Source organism: Alcaligenes sp. WGS1538, assembly GCF_043187505.1.
In the GTDB taxonomy this organism is placed as follows: Bacteria; Pseudomonadota; Gammaproteobacteria; order Burkholderiales; family Burkholderiaceae_B; genus Alcaligenes.
The window spans coordinates 796,064-818,024 of sequence record NZ_CP171109.1; the positions used below are offsets into that span (position 1 = coordinate 796,064).

Here is a 21,961-nt window from a genome sequence, read left to right on the forward strand (position 1 = left end):
GACCTCATGATCGCCCATTCCGTCCTTTCCATGCGCAAGCGCCTGCAGGGTTTCCGATGGCTGTCGGACCTGCCGGCCATGCTGGCCTGGGCGGTGCTGGCCGGCGTGCTGGGCGCCCTGGCCACCATTGCCTTCCATTACGGCATGAAGCTGGTCCAGCAATGGGTGACGGGCCAGCACGGCGGCATCGTGGCGGTCACCGAGAGCCTGTCCTGGCCCATGCGCATCCTGTTTCCCGCCCTGGGCGGACTGTGCGCGGGCGCGCTGCTGTGGCTGGCCGGCCGTCTGCCGTCCAAGGGCAATTCGGACTACATGGAGGCCGTGGCCATCGGCGACGGCCGCCTGTCGGTGCGCCAGGGCCTGCTGCGCTCGCTCTCGTCCCTGATGACCGTGGCCTCGGGCGGCTCCATCGGACGCGAGGGCGCCATGGTGCACCTGGCTTCCCTGTCGGCTTCGGCCATCGGCCGCTTCACCTTGTTCAGCGAGGCGCGGCTGCGCCTGCTGGTGGCCTGCGGCGCGGCGGCCGGGGTGGCGGCCGCCTACGGCGCTCCCATCGCCGGTGCGGTCTTCGTGGCGGAGATCGTGCTGGGCACCATGACCATGGCCAGCTTCGGTCCCTTGCTGATGGCCGCCGTCAGCGCGCACATCACCATGCGCATGCTGGGCAATTACCATGCTCCCTATGAAATGGCGGATGTGCAGTCCGTCGCCGGCCTGGACATCCTGCCTTTCCTGGTGCTGGGAGCGCTGATCGGCGTGGCTGCGCCGGCCTTCCTGAAATTGATGAATCTGTCGCGCAGCCTGTTCAAGCGCACCGGCCTGGGGCTGCCGCTGCGCCTGGCGCTGGGCGGCCTGTTGCTGGGCCTGCTGCTGGTGTTCGTGCCGCGTGTGGCCGGCAACGGCTTCAGCGTGGTGTCGTCCATGCTGCACAGCGACTGGGCCTGGCACGCCGTGCTGCTGATGCTGTTCTTCAAGGTTCTGGCCACCGGGCTGACCGTGGGCTCGGGCGCGGTGGGCGGGGTGTTCACGCCGGCCATCTTCGTGGGCGCCGCCTTTGGCACCTTGTTCGGCAAGCTGGCGCTGATGCTGCTGCCGGGCCTGGACGTGCCCCTGTATCTGTTCACGCTGGTGGGCATGGGCGCTTTTCTGGGCGCGGCCACCAGCGCGCCCTTCATGGCCATCCTGATGCTGTTCGAGATGACGCTCAGCTACCAGCTGGTGCTGCCGCTGATCGTGGCCTGCGTCATGGCGTACTTCGTGTCGCGCGCGGTGGCCGAAGTGGCCATGTACGAGGTCACCCTGGTGCGCGAGCGCGACGCGCTGCTGCGCCACAAGCTGCGCCACACGACCCTGGCCGAGCTGATCCGGCCGGCCGACACGGTGGTCAGCACCACCACTCTGGTGCGCGAGGCCCTGCAGATGTTCCTGGAATATCCCGTGCGCTATCTGTATGTGGTGGACGAGAGCCAGGTCTATCAGGGCGTGATCGCGCAACAGGACCTGACCCGGATGTTGCTCGATGACAACGACGCCCAGCAGCGTCTCGTAGGGGACATCCTGCGCATGGATTTTGTCAAGACGCTTTATCCGGACATGAGCCTGGATGAAGCCCAGGAGCATTTTGTACACTTTCTGGGTGAGCGCCTGCCGGTGCTCAATGGCGATGGTTCGGGCCGGCTGATCGGCGTAGTCTACAAGTCTGCCGTGCTGGAGAAGTACTCCGCCATCAAACGCTCGCTGGACGCCAGCGGCGAAGTGATGCTCGATGCCCGTCGCTGATCTACTGATTTTATAATCTGAATCATGTCCATCCTTGCCCGCGCCCGCTTGTCGGCAGGGGTGCTGATGTCCGGCCTGACTGCGATGCTGGTGTGCCCGGCGGCTGTCGCGCAAAACCGCATCGGTCTGGAAAACCTGTCTTCCACGCAGGTATACGGGGTCACGGAGACCAGAGCCGTTCCCGCCCGGGAATTGCCGCCTCCCGCTCCTTTCTTCGATCCTTCGCAGTGGCAGGTCGACACGCTCCCCGCGTCCGACGCCGATGTTGCCTTCTCCTTCTCCGACTACAGCCTGAGCGGAGCGGGAACGGCCAGTCTTGCCCGTTCCATCCAGTACAGCCGCCAGTCCTCGCCGATCTGGCGCGCCCGCTGGCTGCCCAGCTCGGCGGACCAGGTCTGGGTATTCGGCGAGCGCAACTGGCGCTATGTGGGGGAACAGGGCCTGCAGCTGACGCTGGGCAACGATACCATCACGGGTCCGGACTGGGCGCAGCCCGTCTCGATGGGCGGGGTCAACCTGACCCAGGAATTCCAGCAGGGGCCGACGGGGCCGTGGCGCTATGCCCTGGCCATCGGCGCCCTGGACGCCACCGGCAACCGCGATAATGGCGACCTGGTCTACGGGCCCACGGCCGGCAGCCTGATGCTGAGCACCGACGTGAGCAAGAACACCAGCGTGGATACCCAGATGGAGAGCGCGCGCGACTTCGCCATGACGGGGCTGGGCGCCACCTATCGTTCGCCGCAGTGGGGGGTGTGGCAGGCCAGCGTGGCCCGGGCCTCTCATTCGCTGGGGCAGGGCTGGCGCTATCAGGCCGCCTACGGCATGGATGTGCTGGACGATCTGCGCCTGGAGTGGCGGGGGGAACGCTACCAGGATCATTTCGTGGACCTGAGCCGTTATCAGGGCATGAAGACGGTGGTGGCCAGCAGCCGGCAGGTGCTGGGCGCCACCGTGCCTTTGCGCCGCTGGGGGGAGCTGAACACGCAGTACGAGGTGCAGCATCCCCTGGCCGGCGGAGTGAACCGTTATGTTGGGGTGTCGCAGCAGTTCTGGTACAGTCCCAGCCTCAGGGTGGGCCTGCAGGCCCGCCGTCATCTGGAAAGCCGCCAGTCGAACATCGCCGTGCGTTTTTCCGTTCCGATTTTTTAAGCAGGCGGCATGGCCCAGTCAGCACTTGACGTTCTCCAGGAAGTTTTCGGCTACGATAGTTTTCGGGGGTTTCAGCACGAGATCATCGACACCCTGATCCAGGGCGGCGATGCCCTGGTGCTGATGCCCACCGGCGGCGGCAAGTCCCTGTGCTACCAGATCCCGGCGCTGGTGCGCCCGGGCACGGGCGTGGTGGTCTCGCCGCTGATCGCCCTGATGCAGGACCAGGTCGACGCCCTGAACGAACTGGGGGTGAACGCGGCCTACCTGAATTCCTCCCAGGACTGGCAGACCGCCCGGGAGGTCGAGCGCGAGTTCCTGACCGGACAGCTGGACCTTCTGTACGTGGCGCCCGAGCGCCTGCTGACCGACCGCTGCCTGGATCTGCTGGCGCGCGGCAACATTTCCCTGTTCGCCATTGACGAGGCCCACTGCGTGTCGCAGTGGGGGCACGACTTCCGGCCCGAGTATCTGGGCCTGGACCTGCTGGCCGAGCGCTGGCCGGACGTGCCGCGCGTGGCCCTGACGGCCACGGCCAACCAGGCCACCCGGGTGGAAATCGCCCAGCGCCTGAAGTTGGAGGACGCGCGCCATTTCGTCGCCAGCTTCGACCGTCCCAACATCTGCTACCGCATCGTCGAAAAGAACGAGGTGCGCAAGCAGCTGCTCGGCTTCATCCAGGAGGAGCACGCCGGCCAGGCGGGCATTGTCTACTGCCTGTCGCGCTCCCGGGTGGACGATACGGCGGAGTTCCTGTGCCGCAACGGCATCAATGCCCTGCCGTATCATGCGGGCCTGGACGCCCAGGTGCGGGCCGCCAATCAGGCACGCTTCCTGCGCGAGGAAGGCGTGGTCATGGTGGCCACCATTGCCTTTGGCATGGGCGTGAACAAGCCGGACGTGCGTTTTGTCGCCCACATCGACCTGCCCAAGTCCGTGGAGGGCTATTACCAGGAGACGGGGCGCGCAGGGCGCGACGGCGAGCCGGCCACGGCCTGGCTGGCCTATGGATTGCAGGACGTGGTGCAACTGCACCGCATGATCAATGAATCCCAGGGCGATGCCGCCTACCGGCGCCAGCAGGGCCAGGCGCTGGACGCCATGCTGGGCCTGTGCGAGACCATCTCCTGCCGTCGCCAGCGCCTGTTGGCGTATTTCGGCCAGCAGATCGAACCTTGCGGCAATTGCGACACCTGTCTGGAAACGCCGCAGGCCTGGGACGGCACGGTGGCCGCGCAGAAAATGCTCTCCACCATCTATCGCCTGTGGCGCGAGCGCGGCCAGCGCTTCGGCGCCGGGCACCTGATCGACATCCTGCGCGGCAAGCTGACGGATCGGGTCAAGGAAAACCAGCACGACAGCCTGACGGTGTTCGGCGTGGGCGCGGACCTGTCCGAGCAGGCCTGGCGCGGCGTGCTGCGCCAACTGCTGGCGCACAACCTGGTTGCCGTGGATCCGGAAGGGTACGGCACCCTGATGTTGACCGAGGCCAGCCGCGAGGTGCTCAAGGGCGAGCGTACATTGATGCTGCGCCGCGAGACCGTCTCCCGCGGCCCGGCGGCGCACCGCACGCGCGGCCAGGCCAGTCAGGGGCCGGCGCTGGAGCCGGAGCAGCAGGCCCGCTTCGAGGCCCTGCGCGCCTGGCGCGCCGCCACGGCCAAGGAGCATGGCGTGCCCGCCTACGTCATTTTTCACGATGCGACCTTGCGGGAGGTAGCCATCCGCTGCCCGCGCTCGGAGGCCGACCTGGAGCACATCACCGGCATAGGGGTGCGCAAGCGCGAAGCCTACGGGGAGGCGCTGCTGCGCTGCGTGGAGGAGATCCATCCGCAGTAACGTGGGGGGAGTGTTTCAGTTCACGCAAACCAGGTTTTCTTGTTTTTATTAGCAGGGTATGAATCGCCTGGTCGATAGCGAAGCTGGTCTTTGTAAAGACGCCATTCAAGACGAGGGCGGGCCCGTCTGGGCTGACGGCTTGCCGGTGCTGTGCACCGGTGCCCTTGTCGGGTGACCGTTCCGGGCGCGCCGTTAACTCGCCCGGTTGTTCGCCTCCCAGGCGAACAACAAGCGTCGTGCTCGAACAGAACGGCTCTTGCCTCCCGGAGCGGTCTCCCGCCTGCGGCAAGCCATCTTACCCGCCCTGACGGGCCCGCCCTCGTCCTGAACGGCTCACAAGGCCACTTTATCGACCAGACGATAGGGAGGCTTGCAAGAGTATGGCTGCATGACGACTTGGTGCGCTAACGCTTGGGCCAAGAGAACCAAGGCTCTTCTCTGCTTGGCTCAAGAAGAACCCTTCCCTCGATAACCTCAACCATACAAGTTAAGTCTTCAAGCGCCGTCATTTTATGGTCGGGTGGGGCGATACAGTGATCATTGTGAGCCATTTGAGGCGGGGCAGGGACAGGCAGGGCGGGTCAGACGGTTTGCCGCAGGCGGCTGCCGTGGCCGGGATGCAAGCGTCGTTCTGTTTGACGGCGGCGCTTGTTGCTCGTCCAGTGGACGAGCAACCCGCCGGAGTTAACGACGCGCCCGGCCACGGCAGCCGACAAGGGTACCGGTGCGCAGCACCGGCAAACTGTCAGCCCAGTCTGTCCCTGCCCCGCCTCGAATGGCGTCTTCACAAAGACTTACTCTGCTATCAACCAACAAATTCCTTCTGCAGCACAATCTGCCCAGGAACGGCAAAAACAGGTGTCAATATTTAACTGACCGGCATTATCGTCGGGGAGGTTTTTTCGAGCGGCAGGCAGGCTACTGGCTCGCCTGCCGCTTCTCTTCTAGCTTCTCCCAACGCTCGAACAGCTTCTCCAGTTCCGCGTTCAGTTCGTCGAGCTGGCGGTTGATGTCGTCGGCGCGGGCGGCGCCGTCCTTGTACAGGTCCGGATCGCCGAGCTGCTCGGCCAGGGCGGCCTGGCGGCCTTCAATGTCGGCGATTTTCTCGGGCAGGGCGTCCAGCTCTTTTTCCTCCCAGGGCGCGAGCCGGCCGGGCTTGCTGGCCTTGGCGGGGCGCTCGGCGGCGGGTTTGGCCGGCTCGGGCGCGGCAGCCGCCGGTGCGGCCGGTTCCGGGCGCTGGGCCAGCCATTCGTCATAGCCGCCCACATACTCCGCCCAGAGCCCGTCACCCTCGGCGGCGATGACCTGCGTGACCACATTGTTCAAAAAGGCCCGGTCGTGGCTGACCAGCAGCACGGTGCCGGCGTAGTCCTGCAGCAGGTCCTCCAGCAGTTCCAGGGTCTCGATGTCCAGGTCGTTGGTGGGCTCGTCCAGCACCAGCACGTTGGTGGGCTGGGCGAACATGCGCGCCAGCGCCAGGCGGGCGCGCTCCCCGCCCGAGAGGCTGCGCACCGGCGAATGGGCGCGGGCGGCCGGAAAGAGGAAGTCCTCCAGGTAGCTCATGACGTGCTTGCGCTGGCTGCCTATCTCCACCCATTCGCTGCCGGGGCTGATGGTGTCGGCCAGGGTGGCGTTCTCGTCCAGCTGGCTGCGCATCTGGTCGAAATAGCCTATGTTCAGGCGGGTGCCGTGGCGCACCGTGCCTTCGTTCGGTTCCTGCAGGCCCAGCATGATGCGCAGCATGGTCGTCTTGCCGGCGCCGTTGGGGCCGATCAGGCCGATGCGGTCGCCGCGCATCAGCAAGGTGGAGAAGTCGCGTATGAGGATCCGGTCGTCGTAGCCGTGGGACACGTGCTGGAGCTCGGCCACGAGCTTGCCCGAGCGCTGGCCCTCGGCCAGGGCGAACTTGACGTCGCCCGAGCGCTCGCGCCGTTCGGCGCGCTCCACCCGCAGCCGCTCCAGGCGGCGCACCCGGCCTTCGTTGCGCGTACGGCGTGCTTCCACGCCCTTGCGTATCCAGACTTCTTCCTGCGCCAGAAACTTGTCGAACTTGGCGCTCTGTTGTTTCTCCGCCTCCAGCCATTCAGCCTTGCGGGTCTGCCATTCGCTGAAATTGCCCGGGAAACTGAACAGCTTGCCGCGGTCCAGTTCCACGATACGCGTGGCCACGGCGTCCAGGAAGCGCCGGTCGTGCGTGATGATCACGGCGCTGCCCTTGAAGCCCAGCAGCAGCTGTTCCAGCCAGAGGATGCCGTCGAAGTCCAGGTGGTTGGTGGGTTCGTCCAGCAGCAGCAGGTCGGGTTCCTCGACCACGGCGCGCGCCAGCGCGACGCGCTTGCGCTGGCCGCCCGACAGGCTGCCGGCCGGCGCCTGCGGGTCCAGGCCCAGCTTGTCGACCAGGGCGTTGACCCGCGCGGGCCGCTGCCAGTCCTCGGTCTCGGTCAGGTCGCCGCAGAGAATGTCGTAGATGCTCTGGCCGGGGTCCAGCTCGGGCTCCTGCTCCACGGTGGCGACCTTCAGGCCGTTCAGGCTCTGCACCTGGCCGTCGTCGGGGGCGATGCGCTTGTCCAGGATCTTCAACAGAGAGGATTTGCCCGCCCCGTTGCGTCCGATCAGGCCGATGCGCTCGTTGCTTTGGATGGCCAGGTCGGCATGGTCCAGCAGGGCATGGTGGCCGAACGCCAACTGGGCGTCGGTCAGGGAAATCAGGTTGATGGACATAAAACTCCAGATAAATCGGCGCGTCGTGCGAATTTCATTATTGTCGCAGGTTACAATGACCTTGTGAGGCAGGCTGGGCAGTCGCGGTGCGCACGCATCGAGGAAGGTCCGGACTCCACAGAGCAGGGTAGCGGCTAACAGCCGTCCGACGAACCAGGCCCCGCGCCGGGCAAGTCGAGGACCAGGGCCACAGAGACGAGACCGCAGCGAGGGTCCGCCACGGCGGACACAGATATGGCCATCTCCGTATTTCCTGTCCCTCAGGGGGCAGGGCGCTGCGGGGTGAAACGCGGTAACCTCTACCCGGAGCAATACCAAATAGGCATACGCAGGCATCAAGCCAGAGAGGCGGCTCGTCTCAGTATGCGGGTAGGTAGCTAGAGCCGTCCAGCAATGGCCGGCCCAGAGGAATGATTGCCGGCCGGCGGGTTCCCGCCGGCATACAGAATCCGGCCTACAGGCCTGTCTCACACTCCTGGAATCTGTTCGATGTCTTTTCATGGCGGGCCCGAAAGACTGCTCCTGCCGGGCCGCGTCTGCGGCGGCGCAAGCGCCCGCCAGTCTGCCACGGCGCTCGCCATATTTCATTCATATTTCAGTCAATTGAAATGAATTGTCAGGGACGGCAAAGCCCAGGCTTGGCCCGCCCGCGTCCGTTTTTATGACAAATCACTTTTAATGCACCCTGCAATTTCTTGATTTAACAGAGAAATTTTTTGCGGCGCTTTCTCCGATAGTGCGCTAAGTGCTTGTTGTGATTGAAAAAATTGCAACCTGCGTCTTGACCAGTCTCAGTTTCCGCCGTAGAGTGGGGAAAAGTAGGAAATAGTGTGAAAAAGTGGGGGGGAAATGTTCCAAGGCAGCAGCGCACTCACGATCGATGCAAAGGGGCGGATGTCCATTCCGACCCGGCATCGTGACGCGCTCGCTCAGCAGGAACAAGGTCGCCTGACTCTGACCCGTCATCCCGACGGCTGCCTGTTGGTCTATCCGCGCAGCGTCTGGGAGGAAAAGCGTGAACAGATCGCCCGCTTCCCCATGAGCGCACGTTTTCTGCAACGCCTGCTGCTGGGCAGCGCTCAGGACGTCGATCTGGATTCCGCCGGCCGGATACTGATTGCTCCCGAACTGCGCGCCGCAGTGGGCCTGGAGCGCGACGCCATGCTGTTGGGCATGGCGACCCATTTTGAATTGTGGAACGCCCAGGAACTGGAACGCCGCCAGGCCCAGGATCTGGCGGCAGGCTCCACAGAAGTATTCGAAACATTTTCTTTCTGAGTAAGTCATGACGCTGGTACATCGATCCGTGCTGCTGGAGCCTACGGTGGCGGCCCTCGTGGACCCGTCATTCGAGGCCCGGCGCTGGACGCAGGCCCCGCCGGCACACGGTGTACTGGGCGGCGTGTACGTGGATTGCACGTTCGGCCGGGGAGGGCACAGCCGCCTGCTGCTGTCCTACCTGGGGCCCCAGGCCCGCCTGATCGTGTTCGACAAGGATCCGCAGGCCATCGCCGTGGCCCGCGAGCTGGCCGCCCGGGACGCGCGCGTCACGGTGCTGCACAGCGGCTTTGGCGAACTGGCGCAGGCGCTGGACGAGATCGACGCCGGGTCCCTGAGCGGCGTGATGATGGATCTGGGTGTGTCCTCGCCCCAGATCGACGATGCGGAACGAGGTTTTTCGTTCATGCGCGAAGGTCCTCTGGACATGCGCATGGACACCAGCAGCGGTCCGACCGCTGAACAGTGGCTGGCTCAGGCCAGCGTGGAAGTTTTAAAGGAGGTCATTGCAGAATATGGCGAAGAACGGTTTGCTTTCCAGATTGCAAAGGCGATTGTTGATCGCCGCCAATCCCGCCCGCTGCATACAACGCGTGATCTCGCCGAGCTCGTCGCCGGTGTCGTCCACACGCGCGAAAAGGGTCAACATCCGGCAACCAGGACCTTCCAGGCTATACGGATTTACCTCAATCGTGAGCTCGAAGAGCTCGCGCATGCGCTTCCGTCAATTCTGAGCCGGCTGGCGCCAGGGGGAAGGCTCGCGGTGATTGCATTTCATTCGCTGGAGGACCGCATGGTCAAGCAGTTCATGAATGCGGCGGCGCGTCCCGCGCAGGAGCAGTCGCGCCTGCCCATTCTTGAAAAAGACATGCCCCAGCCCCTGGTCCGTTCCCTGGGACGGGTGCTGCCCACGGACGAGGAAGCCTCCGACAATCCCCGTGCGCGCTCGGCGGTGCTGCGGGTCGTGCAGCGTACCGACACTCCCATCCCCCAGGAATGGATGCGCGGCGCCAGCGAGCGCCTGCTGCATCAGGCCGCCTACAGCCGCCAGCCCGCCGGCAGGAGGGCGCGCCGATGATGCGCCTTGTCATCACCCTGGCCCTGGTGCTCATGCTGTCGGCCATCTCCCTGGTCACGGCGCGCTATCAGGCGCGCGAACTGTTTGTACAGACCGATCGTCTGGCCACCAAGGCCCGCGAGCTGGACACCGACTGGCGCCGCCTGCAGCTGGAGCGCGCCGAACTGGCCCGCAACGCCCGCGTGGACGATATCGGCCGCAATGAGCTGCATCTGGTGCTGGGATCGCCGGACCGCACGCTCTACCTGCAAGGCGGCGAGCTGACTTCCAATGCGGCGCAGCAGGGAGACCATCCATGAGGCGTTTCGGCTACCACGAGAATCCCGTACTGAATGTGCAGCTGCCGTTCTGGCGTTCGCGCCTGGTGCTGGTGCTGCTGTTCCTGGGATTCGGTGCGCTGATCGTCAAGGCCCTCTACCTGCAGGGCCTGTCCACGGAGTTCCTGCAGCAGCAGGGCGAGCGCCGCTACGAGCGCACCCTGGTCCTGCCGCCCATGCGCGGCAAGGTGTTCGATCGCAGCGGCGCGGTGGTGCTGGCCTCCAGCGTGCCCGTGCGCGCCATCTGGGCCATTCCGGACGACGCCCGCAATGCCAGGCCCGAACAGATCTCCGAATTGGCCAAGCTGCTGGGTATGGGCCTGCCCGACGTGCAGCGCCGCCTCTCGGTCGAGGACCGCAGTTTCGTCTACATCAAGCGCCAGGTGGACGTGGACACGGCCGCCCGCATCGCCGAACTGAAGATCCCCGGCATCCACCAGCAGGAGGAAATGCGCCGCTTCTATCCCGAAGGCGACGTCATGGCGCACATCCTGGGCTTCACCAATATCGAGGACCAGGGCATCGAAGGCATCGAGCTGGCCTTCAATTCGGCCCTGTCGGGCAAGCCCGGTTCGCGCCGCGTCATCCGCGACCGCCTGGGACGGGTGGTCGAGGACGTGCGCGCCGTCATCCCTCCCACGCACGGCCAGGACCTGCACCTGTCCATCGACGCCGGCCTGCAGTTCGACGCCTACACCGCTCTGAAGAAAGGCATGGAGGACGTCAAGGCCAACGCCGCCGCCGCCGTGGTGCTGGACGTCAAGACCGGCGAGATCCTGGCGCTGGTCAATCTGCCTACTTACAATCCCAATGATCGCGACGACCGCAAGGGCGCCGCGCTGCGCAACCGCGCCCTGACCGACACCTTCGAGCCCGGCTCCATCATGAAGCCGTTCACGGCGGCGCTGGCCCTGGACATCAATCGCATCAGCACCTCCACCCAGTTCAATACGGGCAACGGCCAGTACCGCTACCAGGGCAACACCATCACCGACGTGAGCCGCAACGGCGTGCTGGATGTGGCGGGCATCCTGCGCCGTTCCAGCAATATCGGCATGACCATGATTTCCGAGCGCCTGACCTCGCAGGAAATGTGGAACAAGTTCACCGAGCTGGGCTTCGGCCGTTCTCCCCAGGCGGACTTCCCGGGCATTGCCAGCGGCCGCCTGCGGCCCTGGGAGCGCTGGCGTCCCATCGAACGCGCCACCATGGCCTATGGCTACGGCCTGTCCGTCTCACTGCTGCAGATCGCGCACGCCTACACGGCGTTCGCGCGCAACGGCGACATGGTGTCCATGACGCTGCTCAAGCGCGAAGGCAAGCCGGCCAGCGTGCAGGTCTATTCGCCGCGCACCGCTGAGCTGATGCGCGGCATGCTGGAGGCCGCGGCCGGCCCGGACGGCGCCCGCCTGGCCCAGGTGCAGGGCTACCGCGTGGCCGGCAAGAGCGGCACGGCGCGCAAGATCGTGAACGGCCGCTACAGCAAGTCGCTGTACCGCGGCTCCTTCGTGGGCTTTGCGCCCGTGTCCAATCCGCGCATCGTGGTGGCCGTCACGATCGACGAACCGCACAGTTCCAGTTATTACGGCGGGCGCATTGCCGCGCCGGTGTTTTCAGAAATTGTGGCCCGGAGCCTGCGACGCCTTGGCGTGCAGCCCGATGCGCCCATAGAGTCGCTGGTGGCCATAGGCCCCAGCGGGGAGGAAGTACGATGAATGCCGCAGCAGTATTGGAATGGCTGGCGCAGCACGTGGCGCCGACGGCAAACTTGTGCCTGGACTCCCGTCAGATCAAGGCAGGAGACGTTTTCTTCGCGTGCCGGGGGCATGGCGGCGACGGCCGGCAGTATGAAGCCCAGGCGGTGCAGCAGGGCGCGGCCGCGATTGTCCGCGAGCAGGGCGAGCAGGCGGCCGATCCCGGCGTGCCGGTCCTGCAGGTCGCCGGGCTGAACGCTCTTTTGGGCGAGGTGGCCCACCAGTGGTGGGGCCGCCCGTCCGAGTCCATGACCGTGGTGGCCGTGACCGGCACCAACGGCAAGACTTCCAGCGTGCAGTGGGTGGCTTCGGCCCTGAATCATTCCCAGGTGCCTTGCGGAACCATAGGCACGCTGGGCGTGACCCTGCCTGACGGCTCCAACCTGGGCGGCGTGCTGACCACGCCCGATGTGCTGACCATGCACCGCAGCCTGGCGGCCATACGCGCCCAGGGCGGCAATGCCGTGGCCCTGGAGGCTTCCTCCATCGGCCTGGAGCAGGGCCGCCTGGACGGCGTGCGCATCGACATCGCCGGCTTCACCAACCTGACCCACGACCACCTGGACTACCACGCGACCATGGAAGCCTACAAGCAGGCCAAGCTGCGCCTGTTCAGCTGGCCGGGCCTGCGCAGCGCGGTGGTCAACGCCGACGACGCGATGGGCCGCGAGCTGATGCAGGCCGGCCTGTCCGCGCGCGTGGTCTCCTATTCCATGAGCCAGCCCGGCGTGGACCTGCTGGCCGAGGACGTGCACACCGGCGCCGACGGCCAGGTCTTCAGCCTGGTCACGCCGCACGGCACCGCCCAGATCCTGACCCACCTGCTGGGCGAGCATAATGTGGCCAATCTGCTGCTGGTGGCCGGCGTGCTGCAGGAAGTGGGCTGGCCGGTCTCCAAGATCGCCCGCATCATGGCCAAGCTGGTGTCCGTGCCGGGCCGCCTGCAGATCGTCGATCCCATCTCCGCCGTGGGCCGCCACCAGCCCGCGCCGCTGGTCGTGGTGGACTACGCCCACACCGGCGATGCGCTGGAGCGCGCGCTGCTCGCCCTGCGCGACGTGGCCAAGGTGCGCGGCGGCAAGCTGGTCTGCGTATTCGGCTGCGGCGGCAATCGCGACACCGCCAAACGGCCCGTCATGGGCGGGATAGCCGCCCGGCTGGCCGACGAAGTGGTGGTGACCACCGACAACCCCCGTTTCGAGGAACCGGACGAGATCATCCGCCAGATCGTGGCCGGCATGCCTGGCACGCCCCACGTGCAGGCCGACCGGGCGCGCGCCATCCTGGCCTCCGTCTGGGCGGCGCACCCCAACGACATCGTGCTGCTGGCCGGCAAAGGCCACGAGACTTATCAGGAAGTTCGCGGCGAGCGCCACGTGTTCGATGATCGCGACTGGGCGCAGGCCGCCTTGTGCTGGCTGCGCGGCGCGCGCCTGGGCAGCGACACCCGCAAGCTGGCCAAGGGCGACATCTTCCTCGCCCTGCGCGGCGAGCAGTTCGACGGTCACGACTACCTGGCCCAGGCCAAGGAGCTGGGCGCGGCCGCCGCCATCGTGGCTGAGCGTGATCCCGCCGTGGATCTGCCCCAGATCGTGCTGGGCGACACCCGCCAGGCGCTGGTGACCCTGGCTGGCGAATGGCGCTTGCGCTTCGCCATCCCGCTGATCGGCGTGACCGGCAGCAACGGCAAGACGACCACCAAGGAAATGATTGCCGCCATCCTGCGCGCCTGGCTGGGCGAGGCCCACAGCCTGGCCACGCAGGGCAACCTGAACAATGACCTGGGCGTGCCGCTGTCGGTCCTGCGCCTGACGCCCGAACACAAGGCGGCCGTGCTGGAGATGGGCATGAACCATCCTGGCGAGATCGCCCTGCTGTCCGCCATCGTGCGGCCCACCATCGCGCTGGTGAACAACGCCCAGCGGGAGCACCAGGAGTTCATGCGCAGCGTGGAAGCCGTGGCCCGCGAGAACGGCTCGGTGATCGACTTCCTGCCGCAGGACGGCCAGGTAGTCATTCCGGGCGACGACGAATTCAGCGCCCTGTGGTCGGGGCAGGCCGGCGAGCGCCGCGTGCTGCGCTTTGGTCTGAGCGGCCAGGAGGACGTGTTCGCCGCCGACATGTTCGTGGAACCGGCGCGCACGCGCTTCGTGCTGAGCGTGGCCGGCGAAACCGCAGCGGTCACCCTGAACTCCCCCGGCTTCCACAATCTGCGCAACGCGCTGGCCGCCGCGGCCTGCGCCCATGCCGCCGGCGCGCCGCTGGAAGCCATCGTGCAGGGCCTGGAAAGCTTTCTTCCCGTGTCCGGCCGCATGCAGCCCAAGCTGCTGTCCACCGGCTACCAGTTGATCGATGACAGCTACAACGCCAATCCGGATTCCGTGCGCGCCGCCATCGACGTGCTGGCCCAGTTGAGCGGCCGCAAGGTCCTGGTGCTGGGCAATATGGCCGAAGTGGGCGAGAACAGTTCCGAACTGCACGCCGAGGTAGGCGCCTACGCCAAGGAGCGCGGGGTGGACGAGCTCTTGACGCTGGGCGGCGACGCCAGCCACGCGGCGCAGGCCTTCGGCGCCCGGGCCCACCAGTTCGACGGTTTCGAGGACATGGTGGCCTATCTGCTGGCCCTGGAGCCTTCGCACATCCTGGTCAAGGGTTCGCGCAGCGCGCGCATGGAGCGCGTGGTCACGGCCCTGGAAAACCATTTCTCCAAACTCGAAGGGGCGACGAATGCTTCTTGAACTGGCGCGCTGGTTGTCGGACGATCATATTCGCGCCTTCGGTGTGTTCGAATACATTACGCTGCGCGCCATCCTGGCGTGCGCGACCGCGCTGGCCATCGGCCTGCTGTGCGGCCCCTGGGTGATTCGCAAGCTCACCGAGCTGAAGATCGGGCAGGCCGTCCGCGCCTACGGCCCGCAGTCGCACCTGCAGAAGAACGGCACGCCCACCATGGGCGGCGTGCTGATCCTTATTTCCATCGGCGTCAGCACCCTGCTGTGGGCGGACTGGACCAACCGCTTCGTCTGGGTCGTGCTGCTGGTCACCTTCGGCTTCGGCTGGATAGGCTGGGCCGATGACTATAAAAAAGTCGTCAACCGCGATCCCGAAGGCATGTCTTCGCGCCAGAAGTTCTTCTGGCAGGCGCTGATCGGCGCGGTGGCCGCGGTGTACCTGAGCTTTGCCGTGTCCGTGCCCGCCAGCACGGAGCTGTGGCCCCTGTTCAAGGAATGGGTGATGAGCGGCTTCACCATGTCCTTGCCCACCCAGGCCGACCTGATCGTGCCGTTCTTCAAGTCCGTCAGCTATCCGCTGGGCGTGCTGGGCTTCGTGGTGCTGACCTGGGCCGTGATCGTGGGCTCGAGCAATGCCGTCAACCTGACCGACGGCCTGGACGGCCTGGCCATCATGCCCACTGTCATGGTGGGCAGCGCCCTGGGCATCTTCGCCTACGTGGTCGGCCGCGTGGACTATTCCAAGTACCTGCTGTTCCCCTACATTCCCGGTGCGGGCGAGCTGATGGTGATCTGCGCCGCCATCGCCGGCGCGGGCCTGGCCTTCCTGTGGTTCAACGCCTATCCCGCCCAGGTCTTCATGGGCGACGTGGGCGCGCTGGCGCTGGGCGGCGCGCTGGGCACCATTGCCGTGATCGTGCGTCAGGAGATCGTGCTGTTCATCATGGGCGGCGTCTTCGTGGTGGAGACCCTGTCCGTCATGCTCCAGGTCACCTGGTTCAAGTACACCAAGAAACGCTATGGAGAGGGCAGGCGCATCTTCCGCATGGCGCCGCTGCACCACCATTTCGAGGTGGGCGGCTGGAAAGAAACGCAGGTGGTGGTCCGCTTCTGGATCATCACCATGATGCTGGTGATGCTGGGTCTGTCTACATTGAAACTGCGATGAACGGTCTGAGCTTTCCTTCGATCCGCACCGACGGCGTCACGCTCATCCTGGGGATGGGCGAGACGGGCATGGCCGCGGCCCGCTGGTGCATCGCCCAGGGCGCCGTCGTGCGTCTGGCCGACACGCGCGATCAGATCCAGGGACGGGATGAACTGACCGCCCTGGCGGGCGCCGAGCTGGACTGCCGCCTGGGCGGCCAGGCCCTGCAGTCCGCCTCGCTGCAGGACGTGCATACCGTGGTGATCAGCCCCGGCCTGTCGCCGCTGGAGGCGCCCATCGCGGCGTTCCTGGCGCAGGCCCGCGAGCAGGGCGCCGAAGTCATCGGCGAGATCGAACTGTTCGCCCGCGCGCTGAAGGATCTGGCGCAGCAGGGACGCGACAGCCGCGTCCTGGCCATCACCGGCACCAACGGCAAGACCACGGTCACCGCCATGACCCGTCACATCCTGGAGCAGGCCGGCGTGTCGGCCCGCGCCGTGGGCAACATCAGCCCGGCCGGGCTGGCGGCCTTGTACCAGGCCCTGCAGGATGACGACCTGCCGCAGGTCTGGGTCGTGGAGCTGTCCAGCTTCCAGCTGGAGGCCACGTTCAGCCTGCAGGCCGAGGCCGGCGTGGTGCTGAATATTTCCCAGGACCACCTGGACTGGCATGGCGGCATGGAGCCGTACATTCAGGCCAAGGCCCGCCTGTTCGGCCTGTGCCGCCTGGCCGTGGTCAACCGCGACGATCCGGCCGTCATGGCCATGGTGGACGATGTCTCCCTGGAGACCGTGCGCAGCTTCGGGCTGGGCAAGCCGGAGCTGACCGGCGACATGGGGCTGGGTCTGGACGGGGGCGTGGAGTGGCTGCTGGCCAGCGACCCTCAGGATTTCGACGCGCCCGCCGCGCCGCGCCGCCGCAAGGGCGAAGAAGGCCCGGCGCTGCGCGCGCCCGGCCGGCTGAACCGCCTGATGCCGGCGGAAGCCCTGCAGATCAAAGGGCGTCACAACGCCCTGAATGCACAGGCCGCCCTGATCCTGGCGCGCAGCCTGGGCCTGGGCTGGGCCGAACTGCTCAACGGCCTGCGCAGCTACAGGGGCGAGCCGCACCGCGTGGAGCTGGTGCGCGTCATCGATGGCGTGCAGTACCTGGACGACAGCAAGGGCACCAACGTGGGCGCCACCGTGGCCGCCCTGCGCGGGCTGGACCAGCGCGTCTGGCTGATCGCCGGCGGCCTGGGCAAGGGCCAGGATTTCGGGCCGCTGGCCCAGGCGGCGCGCAAGAGCGTGGCCGAAGTATTCCTGATCGGGCGCGACGCCGGGCAGCTGGCCCAGGCCCTGCAGGCAGAAGAGGTGGCGCACCGCTTCTGCGACGGGCTGGACGCCGCCGTGCGGCAGGCGGCCGAGCAGGCCCGCTCCGGCGACGTCGTGCTGCTGTCGCCGGCCTGCGCCAGCATGGACATGTTCAAGAGCTATCACCATCGCGGGCTGTGCTTCGTGGCCGCCGTGACGGAACTGGCCCTGGACAGAGGAGAGGCGGCATGAGTCTGTTCGCGGAACTGACCTCCGGCGTGAACGCCGTGCGGCCCGGGCGCACCGCCTTGCCCACTTTCGACCGCCCCCTGCTGGCTTCCACGCTGATGCTGACCCTGTTCGGGCTGCTGATGGTGTATTCGGCCTCCATCGCCCTGGCCGACGGGCCCCGCTATGAAAGCTACGGCCGCTACTACTTCGTGATCCGCCATGGCATGTTCATCGCCGTGGGCACCTTCATGGCCGTGTTCGCCGCCACCGTGCCCATGCGCGTCTGGCAGAAACTGGCCATCCCTCTTTTCGTGTTCGCCATCCTGCTGCTGATCGTGGTGCTGGTTCCCGGCATCGGCCGCGAAGTCAACGGCGCGCGGCGCTGGCTGCCGCTGGGCGTCATCAACTTCCAGCCTTCCGAGCTGATGAAGATCGCCATGGTCCTGTACGCGGCGGACTATACCGTGCGCAAGCAGGAGCACCTGCAGACCTTCCTGCGGGGCTTCCTGCCCATGGCGGTCGCCCTGGGTTTCGTGGGCGTGCTGCTGCTGATGGAGCCCGACCTGGGCGCGTTCATGGTCATCGTGGCCATCGCGGTGGGCATTCTGTTCATCGGCGGCATCAACGGCAAGCTGTTCTCGGCCCTGCTGGGCATTCTGGTGGGCAGCTTCCTGCTGCTGATCTGGCTCTCGCCCTGGCGGCGCGAGCGTCTGTTCGTCTACCTGGATCCCTGGAATCCGGACAATGCCTACGGCAGCGCCTACCAGCTGTCCCATTCCCTGATCGCGCTGGGACGCGGCGAATGGTTCGGCGTGGGCCTGGGCTCCAGCGTGGAGAAATTGCATTACCTGCCCGAAGCGCACACGGACTTCATCGTGGCCGTGATCGGCGAAGAGCTGGGTTTCGTGGGCGTGTCCGCCCTGGTGCTGGCCTTTGCCTTCGTGGTGTGGCGCAGCTTCAACATAGGCCGCCAGGCCATCGCCATGGAGCGCATTTTCAGCGGCATGGTGGCCCAGGGCGTGGCTGTCTGGTTCGGCGTGCAGACCTTCATCAATATCGGCGTGGTGCTGGGCCTGCTGCCCACCAAGGGGCTGACGCTGCCGCTGGTGAGCTATGGCGGCTCGGGCATCGTGATGAATCTGGTGGCCCTGGCGCTGCTTCTGCGCGTGGACTTCGAGAATCGGCAGATGATGAGGGGGAAACGCACATGAGCGCACCCACCATCATGATCATGGCAGGCGGCACCGGCGGGCACATCATGCCGGGCCTGGCCGTGGCCGAGGCGATGCGCCGGCGCGGCTGGAACGTGGTATGGCTGGGACACCCCGAGCGCATGGAGGGTAGCCTGGTTCCCCAGCACGGTATTAAAATGCTGCCTCTGCGATTTTCGGGCCTGCGCGGCAAAGGTGTCGCGGCCCTGCTCAAGCTGCCCTTCACCCTGCTGGGCGCCTGCCTGCAGGCGCGCCGCTGCCTGAAGGAAGCGCAGCCGGACGTCGTGCTGGGCATGGGCGGCTATGTCGCCTTTCCGGGTGGCCTGATGTCCTTTCTGTCGCGCCGCCCGCTGGTCATTCATGAGCAGAATGCCGTGGCCGGCACGGCCAACCGCTACCTTGCCAAGATGGCGAACCGGGTGCTGACCGGCTTTCCCGGCGCGCTGCCGGGCGCCCTCATGGTGGGCAATCCGGTGCGCGACGCTTTCGTCGGACAGGGCGCCGCCGCCGGCCGCTACGCCGGCCGCCAGGGCCCCTTGCGCATCCTGGTGGTGGGCGGCAGCCTGGGCGCGGCGGCCTTGAATTCGGTGGTGCCCGAGGCGCTGGCCCTGATTCCGGTCGATCGCCGGCCCGTGGTCACGCATCAGGCCGGCGAGCAGCACCTGGCGTCCCTGCAGGAGCGCTACGCCCATGCCGGGGTGCAGGCCGACTGCAAGGCCTTCATCGGCGACATGGCGCAGGCCATGAAAGAGGCGGACCTGCTCATCTGCCGGGCGGGCGCCATGACGGTGGCCGAGGTGGCCGCGATCGGCGTGGCGGCCCTGTTCGTGCCGTTGCCGCACGCCATCGACGACCACCAGACGGCCAACGCCCGGTACCTGAGCGACTGCTCGGGCGCCTGGCTGAAGAAACAATCGGAGTTGACGGCCCAGTGGCTTGCGCAATGGCTGCAGGACCTGGATCGTGAAGAATTGACGCGCGTGGCCAGCCACGCGCAGGAGCATGCACAGTTGAATGCCACGCAGCAGATTGCCGAAGCATGTCAGCAGGCGGCAAGGAGAGCGGAATGAAGCACCGCATTCAACGAATTCATTTTGTAGGTATAGGCGGCTCGGGCATGAGCGGCATCGCCGAAGTCATGCTGAACCTGGGCTACGCCATCAGCGGCTCGGACATCCAGGAGACGGCGGTCACGCGCCGCCTGGAAAAGCTGGGCGCGCGCATCGTCATCGGCCATAAGGCCGAGAACGTGGCGGGCATGGGCGCCATCGTCACCTCCACGGCGATCGCCGGCGACAACCCCGAGGTCCTTGCCGCCCGCGCCGCACGCATTCCGGTGGTGCCTCGCGCCCTGATGCTGGCCGAGCTGATGCGCCTGAAGCGGGGCATTGCCGTGGCCGGCACGCATGGCAAGACCACCACCACCAGCCTGGTGGCCAGCCTGCTGGCCGCCGGCGAGCTGGACCCCACCTTCGTCATCGGCGGCCGGCTCAATTCGGCCGGCGCCAACGCGCGTCTGGGGCAGGGCGAATTCATCGTGGTGGAGGCGGACGAATCCGATGCCTCCTTCCTGAACCTGCTGCCCGTGATGGCCATCGTCACCAACATCGACGTGGACCACATGGACACTTACGGCCACGACGTCGCGCGCCTCAAGAGCGCTTTCATCGACTTCACGCACCGCCTGCCGTTCTACGGCAGCGCGATCCTGTGCAGCGACGACGCCAATGTGCGCGAAATCATTCCTTTTGTATCCCGTCCTGTCACGACCTACGGCATAGACAGCGATGCGCAGGTGCGCGCCGTCAACATCGAGAGCCGCGGCACGACCATGTGCTTCGACGTGCAGCGCAAGGGCGCGGGCGGGGACCTGCCGCTGCTGTCCGTGTGCCTGAACCTGCCCGGCCGGCACAACGTGCTCAACGCCCTGGCGGCCATCGCGGTGGCCACGGAGCTGGGCGTGAGCGACGAAGTCATCGCCCGCGCCCTGAGCGAGTTCACCGGCGTGGGCCGGCGCTTCTCCATGGTGGGCGACTTTCCGGTGCCCGAGCGCCAGGGCGGCGGCACGTTTACAGTTGTTGACGATTACGGCCACCACCCGGTCGAAATGGCTGCTACCTTGGCTGCCGCGCGTGGCGCATGGCCCGAGCGCCGCATCGTGCTGGCTTTCCAGCCGCACCGCTACACGCGCACCCGCGACTGCTTCGAGGACTTCGTGCAGGTGCTCAGCCAGGCCGACGCGGTATTGCTCAGCGAAGTCTATGCGGCCGGCGAGCCGCCTCTGGTGGCGGCGGACGGCCGGGCCTTGAGCCGCGCCGTGCGCGTGCTGGGCAAGGTCGAACCGATCTTCGTGGCGGAAATCAATGATATGGCGCAAGCCGTCCTGGACTTTGTCCGCGACGGCGATGTGGTGTTGGTAATGGGAGCAGGGTCCATCAGCCGGATCCCTGCCCAATTGGGAGAGGTGGCATGACAGCGGATTTTGGCCGGGTCGGCGTGTTGTATGGCGGCAAGTCCGCCGAGCGCGAGGTATCCCTGATGTCGGGCCAGGGGGTGCATGAGGCCTTGCGCAGCATGGGCGTGGACGCACACCTGTTCGACCTGGGCGAGAAAGGCCTGGTGGAGCTGGCCCAGGCGGGATTCGATCGCGTCTTCATCGCGCTGCACGGCCGCTTCGGCGAGGACGGCACGCTGCAGGGCGCGCTGGAATGGCTGGGCATTCCCTATACCGGCAGCGGCGTGATGGCTTCCGGCGTGGCCATGGACAAGATCATGACCAAGCGCATCTGGCAGCATGTGGGCCTGCCCACGCCGGATTTCGTCGAACTGTTCGACGCCAAGGACGTGCCGGCCGCCGTGCAGCGTCTGGGCGTGCCCATGATCATGAAGCCGCCGCACGAAGGCTCCACCGTCGGCGTGGTCCGCGTGGACCATGCCGATCAGGCGCAGGCCGCCTTTGAAACCGCCATGCACTACGACACCGTGGTGCTGGCCGAGCAGTTCATCCGCGGCCGCGAGCTGACCGTGCCCATCATCGGCACGGGCGAGCAGGCGCGCGCGCTGCCCGTCATCGACATCGTCGCCCCGCAGGGCAATTACGACTTCGAGCACAAGTACTACTCGAACGATACCCAGTATTTCTGCCCCGCCGATCTGCCTGCCGAGCTGACCGCCCAGGTGCAGGACCTGGCCGTGCGCGCCTTCCAGGCCCTGGGCTGCGAAGGCTGGGCCCGCGCCGATTTCATGCTCGATGAGCAGAACCGGCCCTGGCTGCTGGAGATGAACACCTCGCCGGGCATGACCAGCCATTCGCTGGTGCCCATGGCGGCCAAGGCGGAAGGCTGCAGCTATGCGCAGCTTTGCGTGAACATCCTGGCGACGGCGCGCTGCAAGGTGCAGGCCATCGCCCGCAGCCTGTAGACGCAAGGAGCCA

At 66.4% G+C, this 21,961-nt stretch carries 15 protein-coding genes and 1 other RNA gene; 15 read left to right on the forward strand and 1 reads right to left on the reverse strand.

Annotated features, from left to right (window positions below):
• The first annotated feature begins 6 nt into the window (after positions 1-6).
• Genes ACF3ND_RS03740 through recQ form a run of 3 tightly spaced genes read left to right on the forward strand, consistent with a single transcriptional unit; the run spans position 7 to position 4,767 of the window.
• On the forward strand, positions 7-1,779 hold the full coding sequence (locus tag ACF3ND_RS03740) for a ClcB-like voltage-gated chloride channel protein (RefSeq protein ID WP_394064378.1): 1,773 nt from the start codon (positions 7-9) through the stop codon (positions 1,777-1,779).
• Between the two features lie 24 nt (positions 1,780-1,803).
• Positions 1,804-2,931, forward strand: coding sequence for a hypothetical protein (locus ACF3ND_RS03745; protein WP_394064380.1), 1,128 nt, complete (start codon positions 1,804-1,806; stop codon positions 2,929-2,931).
• Positions 2,932-2,940: 9 nt separating this feature from the next.
• Positions 2,941-4,767 (forward strand): DNA helicase RecQ, encoded by a 1,827-nt coding sequence (recQ, locus tag ACF3ND_RS03750; protein ID WP_394064382.1) that lies wholly within the window; start codon positions 2,941-2,943, stop codon positions 4,765-4,767.
• A gap of 918 nt (positions 4,768-5,685) precedes the next feature.
• On the opposite strand, the gene ACF3ND_RS03755 is transcribed toward recQ, so the two are convergent.
• Positions 5,686-7,488, reverse strand: coding sequence for an ATP-binding cassette domain-containing protein (locus ACF3ND_RS03755; protein WP_394064384.1), 1,803 nt, complete (start codon positions 7,486-7,488; stop codon positions 5,686-5,688).
• A gap of 65 nt (positions 7,489-7,553) precedes the next feature.
• Here ACF3ND_RS03755 and rnpB point away from each other — a divergent pair.
• From rnpB to ACF3ND_RS03815, 12 genes are all read left to right on the forward strand, one after another.
• An RNA gene (rnpB, locus tag ACF3ND_RS03760) (RNase P RNA component class A) lies at positions 7,554-7,961 on the forward strand.
• 376 nt (positions 7,962-8,337) lie between these two features.
• Entirely contained in the window at positions 8,338-8,766 is a 429-nt protein-coding gene (gene mraZ / locus ACF3ND_RS03765) for a division/cell wall cluster transcriptional repressor MraZ (protein WP_394064385.1), read from the forward strand.
• Positions 8,767-8,773: 7 nt separating this feature from the next.
• Positions 8,774-9,844: a 16S rRNA (cytosine(1402)-N(4))-methyltransferase RsmH gene (rsmH, locus tag ACF3ND_RS03770; protein ID WP_394064387.1), complete on the forward strand. Its 1,071-nt coding sequence runs from the start codon at positions 8,774-8,776 to the stop codon at positions 9,842-9,844.
• Positions 9,841-10,143, forward strand: a complete 303-nt coding sequence (ftsL, locus tag ACF3ND_RS03775) for a cell division protein FtsL (RefSeq protein WP_394064388.1) — start codon at positions 9,841-9,843, stop codon at positions 10,141-10,143. Before rsmH ends, ftsL begins: the two co-directional genes overlap by 4 nt.
• Positions 10,140-11,876, forward strand: coding sequence for a peptidoglycan D,D-transpeptidase FtsI family protein (locus ACF3ND_RS03780; RefSeq protein ID WP_394064390.1), 1,737 nt, complete (start codon positions 10,140-10,142; stop codon positions 11,874-11,876). Before ftsL ends, ACF3ND_RS03780 begins: the two co-directional genes overlap by 4 nt.
• On the forward strand, positions 11,873-14,653 hold the full coding sequence (gene murF, locus ACF3ND_RS03785) for a bifunctional UDP-N-acetylmuramoyl-L-alanyl-D-glutamate--2,6-diaminopimelate ligase MurE/UDP-N-acetylmuramoyl-tripeptide--D-alanyl-D-alanine ligase MurF (RefSeq protein ID WP_394064392.1): 2,781 nt from the start codon (positions 11,873-11,875) through the stop codon (positions 14,651-14,653). The genes ACF3ND_RS03780 and murF overlap by 4 nt, the downstream gene beginning before the upstream one ends.
• Entirely contained in the window at positions 14,643-15,815 is a 1,173-nt protein-coding gene (gene mraY, locus ACF3ND_RS03790) for a phospho-N-acetylmuramoyl-pentapeptide-transferase (RefSeq protein WP_394064394.1), read from the forward strand. The genes murF and mraY overlap by 11 nt, the downstream gene beginning before the upstream one ends.
• Positions 15,812-17,338, forward strand: a complete 1,527-nt coding sequence (murD, locus tag ACF3ND_RS03795) for a UDP-N-acetylmuramoyl-L-alanine--D-glutamate ligase (RefSeq protein ID WP_394064396.1) — start codon at positions 15,812-15,814, stop codon at positions 17,336-17,338. Before mraY ends, murD begins: the two co-directional genes overlap by 4 nt.
• Positions 17,335-18,528 (forward strand): putative lipid II flippase FtsW, encoded by a 1,194-nt coding sequence (ftsW, locus tag ACF3ND_RS03800; RefSeq protein ID WP_394064398.1) that lies wholly within the window; start codon positions 17,335-17,337, stop codon positions 18,526-18,528. Before murD ends, ftsW begins: the two co-directional genes overlap by 4 nt.
• Complete coding sequence (gene murG / locus ACF3ND_RS03805) at positions 18,525-19,598, forward strand: undecaprenyldiphospho-muramoylpentapeptide beta-N-acetylglucosaminyltransferase (protein WP_394064400.1); 1,074 nt, start codon at positions 18,525-18,527, stop codon at positions 19,596-19,598. The genes ftsW and murG overlap by 4 nt, the downstream gene beginning before the upstream one ends.
• Positions 19,595-21,001, forward strand: a complete 1,407-nt coding sequence (gene murC, locus ACF3ND_RS03810; protein WP_394064402.1) for a UDP-N-acetylmuramate--L-alanine ligase — start codon at positions 19,595-19,597, stop codon at positions 20,999-21,001. The genes murG and murC overlap by 4 nt, the downstream gene beginning before the upstream one ends.
• Positions 20,998-21,948 carry a D-alanine--D-alanine ligase gene (locus tag ACF3ND_RS03815; protein ID WP_394064404.1) on the forward strand — a complete coding sequence of 317 codons (951 nt, stop codon included), beginning with the start codon at positions 20,998-21,000 and terminating at the stop codon, positions 21,946-21,948. Before murC ends, ACF3ND_RS03815 begins: the two co-directional genes overlap by 4 nt.
• The last annotated feature ends 13 nt before the right edge of the window (positions 21,949-21,961 follow it).